Origin of the sequence: Mariniflexile ostreae, from assembly GCF_042427585.1 — a bacterium.
GTDB lineage: Bacteria > Bacteroidota > Bacteroidia > Flavobacteriales > Flavobacteriaceae > Pseudalgibacter > Pseudalgibacter ostreae.
The window spans coordinates 1-13,578 of sequence record NZ_JBHMFC010000105.1 but is presented as its reverse complement, the minus strand read 5'-3'; the positions used below and the strand labels follow the sequence as shown (position 1 = coordinate 13,578).

Sequence of the window (13,578 nt, the reverse complement as noted above, 5' to 3'; positions counted from 1 at the left end):
TGAAAAAAGCATCTTAATTAAACCAAATATGCCATGGACAGTACGATTTTAATACCGGTTTTAATTACCTCATTAATTTGGATCATCATTTCCATCATTGTTTATGTGGTATCTAAAAAGCGTACAGAACACATATTGAGAGCCTCCAATGAAAAGCTGGAACAAGCGCACACGGAATTTACCAATAAGCTAGAAACGCTTCTTTATAAAAAAAACGAAGCCTTACGAGAGGCTTATAATAATGGGTTTTTAGATGCTGAAACTAAAAAAGGTTTATCCATTCAAATTATCCCATGGAAAGAAGAAGTAAACAGTAGCACACTTTTTAAAAATAAAAAGTCTATAAAAGTGGGATATAAACATCAATTATTCTCAAATGGCATGCCTTGTTTTGAGCCTCATATTACGGTTGTAGAAGACATTAATTTAGATCAATTAAATGAAGAACATGTCCATCGTGTTTTTGATAATCTAGAATTGGTCATGAACACCATCCCGAATACAGGCCATATAGCAGTTAAGGTTTTAGGTAGCGGTAAGGATATGGCACAATCTATACTCAAGTTGGCCAAGAAGAAGAGAGCTTAAGTGAAGATAAAGCCAGTGACTAAAAAATAACTGAGCTAAAAAGCAACATCTTTATTCATTAAATTTTGACGTTATTGCTTTAAGCTTTTACCCAATACTAAGATTAACTGTTGTAGTGGAAATAAAACTTAAGCCATATGTAATGTATTATTTGATCTAGACTGTTTACCACAATCCTAGCGGCTATTCTAGTTGGTTTTTATGTGCTTAAAACACGTAACTTCGTAGCTAAAAAAAAACGAAAAGACTTTAAGGTAAAGACGAGGGTTTTGGTCAGAATTTAAAAATTAAAAATAGGTGAACTTTTTGACAATAGAATTCAGAAATTACCAATAAATTTGTGAAAGACTACAGGGTTTATTTTAAACAAGAAGAAAGAAACGCAATTGGCTCTTTAATGGGAGGAGGTAAATCAACTCAATAAGAAGATATTGTAAAAGTAAAGAAGGTTATGGGAAAATTAAATAAATAGAAAACAGGAAGTTCAAGATTTAAAATAAAGGTATGTATTATTCTTGCCAAAACATTAGCTAAACGCTCAAAAAGCAACAAACTTAATTTAATAATGATAAAAAATGGTGGTCATAAATATTTTTGAAACGTCCTTGCCATTAACGGATCCCATATTAAAATTCCTTTTAATATTGGTTATTATATTATTTGCTCCCATTATCCTCAATAAAATAAAGATTCCACATCTTCTTGGGCTTATTATTGCAGGCGCTGTTATTGGGCCAAATGGCATTTATTTAATGGAACGAGACAGCAGTATTATCCTTTCAGGAACCGCAGGACTTTTATATATCATGTTTCTTGCGGGTTTGGAAATCGATTTGGCCGATTTTAAAAAGAACAGAAAAAAGAGTTTGGTTTTCGGTTTATATACTTTTTTGATTCCGATGCTTTTAGGAATCCTGTCCGGGATTTATATTTTAGGATTTTCTATTGCTACATCGGTTTTGTTGGCTAGTATGTTTGCGTCGCACACCCTAATAGCATACCCTTTAGTGAGTAAATTGGGCGTTGCTAAAAATAGAGCTGTAAACATTACAGTAGGCGGCACCATGATTACAGATACTTTGGCTCTTTTAGTTTTAGCAGTTATTGTGGGCATGACTACGGGCGAAGTGAATACAGAGTTTTGGGTAAGGTTGTCTGGATCTATTCTTGTTTTTGGACTTATCGTGATGTTCCTGTTTCCTATAATAGGTAGATGGTTTTTTAAACGTTTTGACGATAATGTCTCTCAGTATATTTTTGTACTGGTGATGGTATTTTTAGGTGCAGTTCTTGCCGAATTAGCGGGTATAGAAGCTATAATTGGAGCGTTTTTGTCGGGTTTGGCACTAAATAGGTTGATTCCGCACACATCACCCTTAATGAATCGTATTGAGTTTGTGGGCAATGCCATTTTTATTCCTTTTTTTCTTATAGGGGTAGGCATGCTTATTGACTATCGTGTGTTTTTTAAAGACTTGGAAACCATTAAAGTCGCTACCGTAATGATTGTTGTGGCCACAACTGCCAAGTTTATAGCGGCTTGGCTTACACAGAAAACCTATAAATTTACGAAGGACGAGCGCAGGTTAATTTTTGGTTTGAGCAACGCACAGGCCGCAGCAACATTAGCTGCCGTTTTAGTAGGGTATAATATTATTATTGGAGAAACGCCTTCTGGAGACCCCATCCGTTTGTTAAATGAAAGTGTTTTAAATGGAACTATTTTAATGATACTGGTAACCTGTACCATTGCTTCTTTTGTTGCCCAAAAAGGCGCCCAAAACATTGCGCTTTTAGAAAGTGCCGATACCGATGATGAGGAGTATGAGAATCAAGAAAAAATATTAATTCCCATTAGTAATAGTGAAACTATAGATGAGCTTGTTAACTTGGGTGTAACCATTAAGTCCAAGCGAAATAAGGATGGTCTGTATGCGCTTAGCATTGTCGATAATAATAAATTAGACGGTTCTTCAGATAAAAATGCTAAAAAAATATTAAATAAAGCAGCGGTAACAGCCTCGGCAACCGATACGGTATTGCACCAGTTGTTGCGTTACGATTTAAACATCGTGAATGGCATTACAAGTGTCGCAAAAGAACACCATATCACCGATTTAATTCTAGGACTTCATATCAATAAAGGCATTTCAAGTTCCTTTTTAGGAAATCTAACAGAAGGTATCTTAACCAAATGTAATACCACGACTTTAATTTATAAACCGGCACAACCTCTTACTACTATAAAAAGACATCTTATAATTGTTCCAGAAAATGCAGAAAAAGAGATAGGATTCCCATTTTGGTTGATTAAAGTATGGAACATAGCTCGAAATTCTGGTGCGCAATTGGTGTTTTATGCCAATAAAGCTACTTTGAAGCTTTTGGAGGAAATCCAGACCAACCATCCTATTGCATGTGTATTTGAAGATTTTAATAATTGGAACGATTTTTTGATTCTTGCACGCGATTTTCATAAAAATGATAACCTGATTATTGTATTAAGCAGAAAGGATAAATCCTCTTATCATAACAACATGAGTAAAATACCTACGTATCTCAATGCCTATTTTAAAAACACAAGCTATATTTTAATATACCCCATGCAATCTGGTGTTATGGATGCAGGACAAATAGACTTAAAAAACCCAACATTTATAGAGCCTCTTGAGAAACTCGACGACATTAGAAAAACCATTGCCGAACTTTTTAAACGAAAATAAATTTAAGGATTCTTATTATTTGGATAAAAGGTATATGAAATGAAAAGACACTAGGTTTGTCTAAGTAAAAATACTGATTCATTAGTGTCCTAAAGGATTTATGGCTTCATGCTTCATTATGGGTTAGGCTTTTTTTAAATACAGAACTTGGCATTAGAAGGGTAAGAGCTTAAAATAGGATGCTTTTAACAGTAGATGCTATCCTGTTTTAGCAATTTTCTTTATATAGCCTTATAAAAGGTTTTTTTTCTTTATATTTGCACTTCAAAATTCGGCAATGAGGTCTGCCTTGAACCGTTCCGCTTGGAGCTGATGACATCTACCTTTAAGGGCTTAATGCCACTGTAGAATCATGTATTTAAGGTAATATGAAAAAAAATAAAATTAAAAGTTTTCTATTCTCATTCGAACAAATCCCTTCTTTATTATATCTCTTAAAATGGATTTTAATCTGTTCGATATTGGGCGTTATCGTTGGCAGCATCTCAGCATTTTTTCTATTGAGTTTAGATTGGGCGACCAATTGGAGGGAATCGCATGTATGGGTTATAGCCTTATTGCCTGTTGCAGGGTTTATAATCGGTTTATCATACCACGTATTTGGTCATAGTGTTGTAAAAGGCAACAATTTACTGCTTGAAGAGTTTCATACACCAAAAAAAATCATCCCTTTTAGAATGGTGCCACTCGTTTTGTTTGGTACTATTTTAACCCATTTGTTTGGTGGCTCTGCCGGACGGGAAGGAACAGCGGTACAGATGGGTGGTGCCATTGCCGATCGGTTTACAAAGGTTTTGAAATTATCAAAACGCGATAGAAAAATTATTTTAATTGCAGGTATTAGTGCCGGATTTGCTTCTGTTTTCGGAACACCCTTGGCAGGCGGTATTTTTGCATTGGAAGTATTGGTTTTGGGTAGAATACGGTTGGATGCGATTATACCGAGTTTTATGGCAGCGATTTTTGCTAATTATTTTTGTGACATCTGGAATGTTGCCCATACACCATATCATATTCCTATTGTGGCAGACATGACCCCTATAAATCTATTATGGTCTTTATTGGCAGGAATTATTTTTGGTCTTGTAGCCATGCTTTTCTCTAAATCAACCCATTTTTGGAGCAATCTTTTTAATAAGCAAATTAAATACCCGCCACTTCGTCCTGTTGTTGGAGGAGCGATATTGGCCATTGTCATATATAGTATGGGAACTACAAAATATATAGGTCTTGGTATTCCTACTATAGTCGATGCGTTTCGGGTTGATCTTAATTCTTACGATTTTATTTTAAAGCTTCTATTTACATCCTTTACACTAGGTGCTGGTTTTAAAGGAGGCGAGGTAACCCCCTTGTTTTTTATAGGTGCTGCTTTAGGTAATGTATTAATTTGGTTTATTCCTCTGCCCATGGGCTTACTTGCAGGAATGGGCTTTGTTGCTGTTTTTGCAGGAGCAACCAATACACCTATTGCCTGTACAGTTATGGGGATTGAGCTTTTTGGAATAGAATCTGGTGTTTTTATTGCATTGGCCTGTTCTACAGCCTATTTGTTTTCTGGCCATACCGGTGTTTATTCCTCTCAAATAATAGGAAGTCCAAAACATAATTTATTTATGAGAGAGAAGGGGCGCCCTTTATCTGAAATTAAAAACAAAAGAACCCGAAAATGAAAGTAACGGATCTCTTGTCGAATATAAAAACGTGTTGCAAGAGGTTAAAATCTTAATGGTTTAACACGAAGTTTTAATAAAATAATATTTTAGCTGTTTTATAGCATACCTGTAAATGGTGTTGCTTTGGTATTAGGAGGGGAGTTAACATTGTTCTCCTTTAAATAAACATCATAGTTCCGATAAAGCCATATGTATATATCAGCCACTCAATACAAAGCGAAATGGCTATAGAGAACATACCAGAAAATTTTATAAAAGACCAAGAAAAGCATCCCGATTTATTTGTTTATGATTTTAAAATGACCAGTGATGTTGTGAAAAGCAAGGTCAAATTAGGGATGAATATGTTCAGTTTTTTACAAGTTGGTAAAAAACAAGTGCATTTTGCGGGTACATCAGTTGCTGTAAATAAAGACCAATCCTTACTTCTTAAAAAAGGGAATTGGCTTTGGACAGAGTTATTAGATACGGAAGCCATTTACTATTGTAAGCTCTTATTTTTTTCTGAAGAGAAGCTGATTGGTTTTTTAAGTAAATACACCAATAGTGTAAAACCACATCAAGATGGAATGCCTTGTTTTGTGATAGAAAACGATGATTATCTTGCTGCTTTTATAAGTTCATTATCTTCCGATACTTTTATAGATCAGCATTTTAGCGAGGCCCTTTTAGGATTAAAATTCGAAGAAATCATGCTGTATTTACTAAATAAATATGGCTCTAATTTCGAGTATTATTTGCATTCATTAATTTCAAAAGAAGTTTCACCATTTAAAAATACTATAGAAAGCCATGTACATTCTAATCTAAAATTAGAAGAAATAGCCTTTTTATGCAATATGAGTTTATCGACTTTTAAGCGTCATTTTACAAATGAATATCAGGAGCCTCCTGGAAAATGGCTTCAGGATAAACGCTTGCAGAAAGCTAAAGAATTGTTGCAAGCGGGCGAATTGAAAGCGTCTGATATTTATTTGGATGTAGGTTACAACAACCTGTCTAACTTTAGTATAGCTTTTAAGAATAAATTCGGAATAAGCCCTACGGATATTTCCAATTAACCTTTAGTTGTTAATAAAAAGCAATCCCCATTACCAATCTGTAAAAGAAATCTACTCTGGCTAGAGCTAAGGATACAAGATAATACTTGAAGCTCCTGTATTATAATTTAATGTTTAAGGAGTCGATTTCGTTTTGGTGATTTTATTCACCACTAAAGAAATAGCTCCATCTCCAGTAACATTGCATGCCGTTCCAAAACTATCCATGGCAATATACAGAGCTATCATTAAGCCTATCATCTCTTCATTAAACCCCAGCATAGACTGTAAAATCCCTACAGCGGCCATAATCGCGCCTCCAGGAACTCCTGGTGCTGCAATCATGGCGATTCCTAATACGAAAATAAACCCAGCAAAAAGAGTGAAATTAAAAGGGAGTCCATGCAAAATCATTAAAGCCATAGCGCAAGCTGTAATTTTCATGATGCTTCCAGATAAATGAATGGTAGCACACAGTGGAATTACAAAGCCTGCGATTTTTTCTGAAACTCCATTTTTTAAAGTTTGTTCTAAAGTAACTGGAATAGTGGCAGCAGATGATTGGGTCCCTAAGGCCGTAAAGTAAGCAGGCATCATGGTGGCCAATAGTTTTATAGGGTTTTTCTTTGTAAGGGCTCCTGCAATAGTGTATTGTAACACTAATAATAAAATGTGCAACACGAATATAACTCCAATAATGCTTATAAATACCGAAAGAATTGAAAATACCTGACCCGTTAAAGACATGTTTACAAATATGCCCAAAATGAAAAGAGGTAAGAGGGGTATAATAACCTTTTCTATTAGTTGCATAATAATCTTTTCAAAATCCTTAACCACCAATTTTAAAGCTGACTTCTCTTGATAAGAGAGACCTAAACCAATAACAAATGCTAATACCAATGCGCTCATAACATCTAATATAGGTGGAATGCCGATACTAAAATATGGCGTTATTTCAGAATTGGAATCACTAATTGGTGGGGTGTGGTTTATGTGAGTTTCTAGCAACTGTGGAAAAATATTAGACGTTGTAAAATAGGTCATAAACCCCGAAAAAAGAGTAGAACTATAGGCTATTGCAGCGGTAAACAATAATAGTCTTCCTGCATCTTTGCCTAAGCCAGAAATGGCTGGCATAATTAATCCCATTATTATTAATGGAATGGAGAAGTTTAAAAATTGTCCGAAAAACGCATTAAAAGTAATGAATATTCGGTTTGCAGCTACAGGTAAATAGAGTCCGAAAACAACACCTAAAACTATGGCAAGAAAAACTTTAAATAGTAAATTCGAAAACAGTTGCTTCATGATATATGTTAATTCTTAAACGACAGGAGGTTTTTTTGTAAAGATTGATTTTAAGACTGCTAAGATACAGCCAATATGGATAAAGTCTCTTTTCTGGTGTTTTTTTTCATGATACTCGATTTAAACAAGCCCTAATTTTATAAAAGAGGGTAGAAGGTTAGATACGGACTCTAACGCTTAGTAAACTTCAGTGTTGTGTTGAAGAATATTTAATAGGACCAATACGTGTGTTGAATAAAAATAAAAACACATAACATGCTGTATGTTAGTAATAAGCGTCTGGTGTGTTTTTTTTAAAGTATCATATTGAACTGATTTCATAAGTTATTGACCTATATCAATAAATAGAAAACTGATATGCCAACGTAAATTTGTAGAGTAATTAATAGGCACTTGTTCTAGCAAGTAGCATTTAATAATTTAAAAGAATAGATAACTATGGCAAATGTAACAAAACCCGAATTCAAACAACGGTATGGGAATTTTATTGGAGGTAAATTTGTAGCTCCTGTAAAAGGCCAGTACTTTGATAACATATCTCCGGTAGATGGTAAAGTGTTTACTCAAGCAGCGCGTTCAACTCAAGAAGATATCGATCTTGCCCTTGATGCAGCTCACAACGCATTTCCAACTTGGAGCAGGTCTTCAGTAACCGAGCGTAGTAATGCGTTATTAAAGATAGCTCAGGTAATGGAAGATAATCTGGAGTACTTAGCTACGTTAGAGACCATTGATAATGGGAAACCCATTCGTGAGGCGCGTGCAGCAGATATCCCTTATTGTATTGATCACTTCCGTTATTTTGCAGGAGTTATCCGTGCAGATGAAGGAACAATTTCAGAGCACGACAAAAACACACTGAGTATTGTATTAAATGAGCCCATAGGTGTTGTTGGTGAAATTATCCCTTGGAATTTCCCCATGTTAATGTTGGCTTGGAAAATTGCTCCAGCATTAGCAGCAGGCTGTACAGCTGTGGTAAAACCAGCAGAACAAACGCCTACAAGTGTTATGGCGCTAATGGAACTTATTGGCGATATTTTACCTGCGGGTGTATTAAATATAGTCACTGGTTTTGGTGCAGAGGCCGGACAGGCTTTGGCAACGTCTACACGTATTGCTAAACTTTCATTCACGGGTTCTACAGAAACAGGTCGTAAAGTGTACCATAATGCAGCTGAAAATATTATTCCTGTAACGATGGAGCTAGGTGGGAAATCTCCAAATATATTCTTTCCTTCTGTTGCAGATCACGACGATGATTTTTTTAACAAAGCTGTTGAAGGTGCGTTAATGTTCGCACTTAACCAAGGTGAAATATGTACAACACCATCTCGTATTTTAGTGCACGAAGCTATTGCAGATCTCTTTATTGAAAAGATGCAAGAGCGCTTAAAATTAGTTGTAAAAGGAAATCCTTTAGATCCAGAAACAATGATTGGTTCTCAGGTTTCCAAACCACAGTTCGATAAGATTCTTAACTACATTAACATTGGTAAAGAAGAAGGGGCCGAAGTGCTGTCTGGTGGTGGAGCCGGAAATTATGAAGGTGACCTTTCTGAAGGATATTACATCCAGCCAACCGTGTTAAAGGGTAATAATAAAATGCGTGTGTTCCAAGAAGAGATTTTTGGGCCAGTGGCAGCTTTAACAACATTTAGCTCTACAGAAGAAGCCATTGAAATTGCAAACGATACTCCTTATGGTTTGGGTGCTGGTGTTTGGTCTCGTGATGCTCACGAATTATTTCAGGTACCTCGCGCCATTCATGCTGGTAGGGTCTGGGTTAATCAGTATAACACCTATCCTGCTCACGCACCATTTGGTGGTGTAAAAGAATCGGGGTTTGGTCGAGAAAACCATAAAATGGCGTTAGATCATTACCGTGTTGTTAAAAATATGTTGATTTCTTACGATAAAAGACCTATGGGATTCTTTTAATAAACAGACAGAAGTAAAAGACAAGTAAAAAAATGAAAACCCTGGCGATGCTGGGGTTTTGTATTAGTGGCAACCAGAGGAAATGGTTTCTTTTAAGCGTTTGTTTATTAAGGTTTTAAATTAATAAAATTTTTAAAGATTAAATAAAAAACAGCATATTATTGGTTTTGAACACGAAGAGTACATGAGAAAATCATAAAAAAATATTAAATATTTTGAATGGTACGATATTTCTCCTGTTTTTCGTTAACTTCTTAATAAATATATGATATATATCACCTGTAAACACAAAAAATACACGTATGTTTGGTATAAAATAATTAAAAGGCATGAAAAATTTAGTAGGAATAGACAGAGAAAAATCTAAAAAATTAGTTATTGAGTTAAATATCTTATTGGCAGATTATGAAATTTTTTATCAAAACTTAAGAGGGTTCCATTGGAATATTAAAGGTGAGAATTTTTTTGAACTCCACAATAAGTTTGAGGAACTATATAACGACGCTTTTTCAAAAATTGATGAAATTGCAGAACGTATTTTAACTTTGGAAGGAGAGCCGTTGCATACGTATACCGATTATCTTAAAACGACCGAAATTGTTGAAGAAAAGAACATTATTGATGGGAAAAAATGTGTAGAAATTGTTGTAAAAAACTTCTCTACTTTAATTAGAAAAGAACGTTTGATACTATCGCTTGCAGCAGATGCTGATGATGAAGGTACAGTAAGCTTAATGAGCGATTATATTTCTGAAACAGAAAAAACGCTTTGGATGCTGAACTCTTATTTGAGATAATCCTTAAATTGAACATCTATGTTTGGTCTTTAATGAAAAAAAATATCAGATTGTAAAACAAATAAATTGACAGATCATGAAATTAATAAAAAACATCTTGGTTGCCATCGACTTTACGGAGTCTTCAGAAAATGTTTTAAAAAATGCCATAAATTTTGCTAAAACATTTAAGTCTAAGGTTACAATTGTCCATGTTTTGCCCGATGATATTAATAATGAAAAAGTAAGCCTGTTGGTTGAGAAAGCGGCAACCACAAAACTAAAAGAAGTTACTGATAGATTAACTGCTGAAGGTGTTGAAGTAGCCCCCTCAATTTTAGAACACGGCAACTATTCTGATAAAATCATTAATGCTTCAGATCAACTACATGCCAATTTAATAATCGTTGGTTCTGGTAACAAACTAAAAGATGATGCCTTTCAATTGGGCAGCAACGCAGAAAAAATTATCAGAAAAAGCAATGCACCCGTATTTGTTGTAAAAAGCGACCAAATTGTAGATGTTAAAAGTATCTTATGCCCTGTAGATTTCTCTAAAGAATCCAGTCGAGCCTTGCATAGCGCCATTATAATGTCTCGAATGTTTAATGCGAAGCTTGTTATTATGAGTGTGTATTCCACTTTTTCACAGACGTTTTCGAATCTTGATCCATCCGAAATAAACCAATTAAGGCACTTAGAGCTTAAGGAAACGTTTAACTCATTTTTAAAAGGATTCAATTTAATCGATCTTGATGTAGAAAAGCAAATAGCGGGAGGGAATCCTTCTGAAATCATACTGAATGCTATAGAGAAAAACAACTCAGATTTACTAATTATGGGTACTACAGGAAGGTCTGGTATTAGTAAAATCTTAATGGGCAGCGTTACGGAAAAGGTGGTAAGAAAAGTGCCCTGCTCGTTCATTACTTTAAAAAATGAAGATGTCGTGGCATTAGATCTAGAGTCTAAAATACAAGACATTGAAAATCATTATGCTTTAGCTCAACAACTTTTTGAAAAAGGCTTTTTTAAGGAAGCTATCCATCAATATATAATATGCCTCAATATTAATGTGATGCATATGCCTTCGTTAAAAGGGGTTGCAGAAGTTTATAAAAAGTTGGGAGATGTGGATAATGAAAAAAAGTATAAAGATATGGCCAATAATGTTTTAAAGCGTATTGATAATATAAGAATAGAAGAAGAGATACGCAGCCAAAGAAAACGTTGATTTGATGCTTAATACATGAAATTATTGGGTTAGGTTAAACAAAGGGTAAATTATGTTATAACTTGATAGAGGATAAGCTAAGTAAGAAATATTGAACAAACTTAAAAGAAGAGTCTTGTACTTTATTTTTGAAAATAGTTTATAAACCGTGTAAAACTTCTGGCTAAATATTATTTTTATGGTGCAAATAACTAATCTATTTGTTATTTTTGCCAAATCTTAATCCAGAATATATAGTTATGCAACGCGACGAACAAATTTTTGAACTTATTGAAGCAGAAAAAGAACGCCAATTAAACGGTATTGAATTGATTGCTTCAGAGAATTTTGTAAGCGACCAAGTTATGGAAGCTGCAGGTTCTGTTTTAACCAATAAATATGCTGAAGGCTACCCCGGAAAACGCTATTACGGCGGTTGTGAGATAGTAGATGAGGTGGAGCAAATTGCCATCGATAGAGCAAAAGCTTTGTTTGGTGCCGAATATGTGAATGTTCAGCCCCATTCTGGGAGTCAGGCCAATACTGCGGTATACCATGCTTGCTTAACACCAGGAGACAAAATTTTAGGTTTTGATTTATCACATGGAGGACATTTAACCCATGGGTCGCCAGTAAATTTTTCAGGTAAACTTTATGATCCTGTATTTTACGGTGTAGAACAAGAAACAGGTGTTTTAAATTACGATAAGATTCAAGAAATTGCAACCAAAGAACAACCAAAAATGATTATTGCAGGAGCTTCGGCATATTCGCGAGATTTAGATTTTGAACGTTTTAGGGTTATCGCAGATAGCGTAGGAGCAATATTGATGGCCGATATTTCACACCCTGCGGGACTTATAGCTAAAGGCATTTTAAACGATCCTTTACCACATTGCCATATAGTAACAACAACGACACATAAGACCTTAAGAGGCCCTCGTGGTGGTATGATCATGATGGGGCAGGATTTTGATAATCCTTTTGGACTGAAATTAAAAAATGGTTCTTTAAGAAAGATGTCTTCATTATTGGATTCTGCTGTTTTCCCAGGAAATCAGGGTGGTCCTTTAGAGCACATTATCGCGGCGAAAGCAATTGCCTTTGGTGAAGCTTTAACCGATGATTTTTTACACTACCAATTACAGGTACAGAAAAATGCAAAAGCCATGGCAAAAGCCTTAACCGATAAAAATTATCAGATTATTTCTGGTGGTACGGACAATCATTGCATGTTAATCGATTTGCGAAACAAAAACCTATCAGGTAAAGACGCAGAACAAGCATTGGTAAAAGCCGATATTACCGTAAATAAAAATATGGTGCCTTTTGATGATAAATCCCCTTTTGTTACTTCAGGAATTAGACTAGGTACATCTGCTGTTACAACCAGAGGATTAAAAGAGGCTGATATGATTGCTATTGTCGACTTGATTGATGAGGTTATTTGTAATTTCGAAGATGAAGCCGTATTAGAAGCTATAAAAATTAAATCGAATGCCATGATGAAAGGGAAACCTTTATTCGTGTAAGCTTATTGAATATTAAAGTTCAAAAATCCCGCTATATGCGGGATTTTTTAGGCACTTTCAGAAGTAAGGCTTAATGGATTAATAACAATAAAAAAAAAGCAAAGAATTAGGTGGGTTCTTTGCTTTTTTTGATAGTCTTTAAGTTTTTTTTAAAACTCACTCATAATAGGGCACAATTATCCTATGTTTTTTATTGGTTTTTTAAAAATTTATGCTACGTTTTCTAAAGATCCCTGTTGCATTCTTCTACCAATTTCAAGGCAATTAGCCGTGTGTATTCCAAAAAATATCCAAAGTATTTCCGTGGCTTTGGTTTTTGCTTTAATTTTTTTTAGGTGGTAATGTTCTTTTTCTTTTCCAAAACTACCTTCTAATCGCGATGCGCGCTCTTTGGTAATCATCGCTTTTAATTTCTTTTGTTGATGATGATGTTTTGAGGGTTTTCCTTTAGGTTTAAAATCGGTTTGTATCGTGTTACCTGTAGCAAAAATCCTGTTTTTGTTAGTGGCATAAATAGCATCTGCTCCGGCTATTTTTACTTTTATTTCGGTAAGTCCTTGGGCTTTGTAAATCGTGTTTTTAAACTGGGTACCTTCATTAAAATTATCAAAACTTATTTTCTGAATAAAGTTGATCCCATCAATTTGAAGCTTGTTTACTTTTGCTCCAAATTTCACTGCTTTTATCTCTTTTCCTCGAACAATGGGACGTAAATAATCTTTACTCAAACTCACTATTCTACCTTTTGGTTTTTCGCCTTGAGTAAACAATAAATACT

Annotated in this window: 10 protein-coding genes and 1 riboswitch; of the genes, 8 read left to right on the top strand and 2 right to left on the bottom strand. The window is 34.8% G+C overall.

Going from position 1 to position 13,578, the window contains the following annotated elements; all coding sequences use genetic code 11:
* The first annotated feature begins 33 nt into the window (after window positions 1-33).
* The 4 genes from ACFFU9_RS15500 to ACFFU9_RS15485 all read left to right on the top strand — a co-directional run bounded on the left by ACFFU9_RS15500 (window position 34) and on the right by ACFFU9_RS15485 (window position 6,048).
* A complete protein-coding gene (locus ACFFU9_RS15500) occupies window positions 34-588 on the top strand; it encodes a hypothetical protein (RefSeq protein WP_379862395.1) in 555 nt (184 codons plus the stop codon).
* 575 nt (window positions 589-1,163) lie between these two features.
* On the top strand, window positions 1,164-3,311 hold the full coding sequence (locus tag ACFFU9_RS15495) for a cation:proton antiporter domain-containing protein (protein WP_379862394.1): 2,148 nt from the start codon (window positions 1,164-1,166) through the stop codon (window positions 3,309-3,311).
* A gap of 264 nt (window positions 3,312-3,575) precedes the next feature.
* Window positions 3,576-3,640: riboswitch (Fluoride riboswitch) on the top strand.
* 39 nt (window positions 3,641-3,679) lie between these two features.
* Window positions 3,680-4,984 (top strand): voltage-gated chloride channel family protein, encoded by a 1,305-nt coding sequence (locus ACFFU9_RS15490; RefSeq protein ID WP_379862393.1) that lies wholly within the window; start codon window positions 3,680-3,682, stop codon window positions 4,982-4,984.
* A 224-nt stretch (window positions 4,985-5,208) separates the two neighbouring features.
* Window positions 5,209-6,048, top strand: a complete 840-nt coding sequence (locus ACFFU9_RS15485) for a helix-turn-helix domain-containing protein (protein WP_379862392.1) — start codon at window positions 5,209-5,211, stop codon at window positions 6,046-6,048.
* A gap of 114 nt (window positions 6,049-6,162) precedes the next feature.
* Here the strand turns inward: ACFFU9_RS15485 and ACFFU9_RS15480 are convergent, their stop codons facing one another.
* On the bottom strand, window positions 6,163-7,338 hold the full coding sequence (locus ACFFU9_RS15480; RefSeq protein WP_379862391.1) for a dicarboxylate/amino acid:cation symporter: 1,176 nt from the start codon (window positions 7,336-7,338) through the stop codon (window positions 6,163-6,165).
* A 438-nt stretch (window positions 7,339-7,776) separates the two neighbouring features.
* Between ACFFU9_RS15480 and ACFFU9_RS15475 the strand changes: the two genes are divergently transcribed.
* From ACFFU9_RS15475 to glyA, 4 genes are all read left to right on the top strand, one after another.
* Entirely contained in the window at window positions 7,777-9,279 is a 1,503-nt protein-coding gene (locus tag ACFFU9_RS15475) for an aldehyde dehydrogenase family protein (RefSeq protein WP_379862390.1), read from the top strand.
* 329 nt (window positions 9,280-9,608) lie between these two features.
* Complete coding sequence (locus ACFFU9_RS15470; protein ID WP_379862389.1) at window positions 9,609-10,076, top strand: Dps family protein; 468 nt, start codon at window positions 9,609-9,611, stop codon at window positions 10,074-10,076.
* A gap of 76 nt (window positions 10,077-10,152) precedes the next feature.
* The gene (locus tag ACFFU9_RS15465) at window positions 10,153-11,289 is read left to right on the top strand and encodes a universal stress protein (protein ID WP_379862388.1); all 1,137 of its coding nucleotides are present in this window, start codon (window positions 10,153-10,155) and stop codon (window positions 11,287-11,289) included.
* 239 nt (window positions 11,290-11,528) lie between these two features.
* Entirely contained in the window at window positions 11,529-12,800 is a 1,272-nt protein-coding gene (glyA, locus tag ACFFU9_RS15460) for a serine hydroxymethyltransferase (RefSeq protein ID WP_379862387.1), read from the top strand.
* A gap of 209 nt (window positions 12,801-13,009) precedes the next feature.
* On the opposite strand, the gene ACFFU9_RS15455 is transcribed toward glyA, so the two are convergent.
* Window positions 13,010-13,578, bottom strand: a 569-nt coding sequence (locus ACFFU9_RS15455) for a transposase (protein WP_379862386.1), incomplete at its 5' end; no start/stop codon positions are given.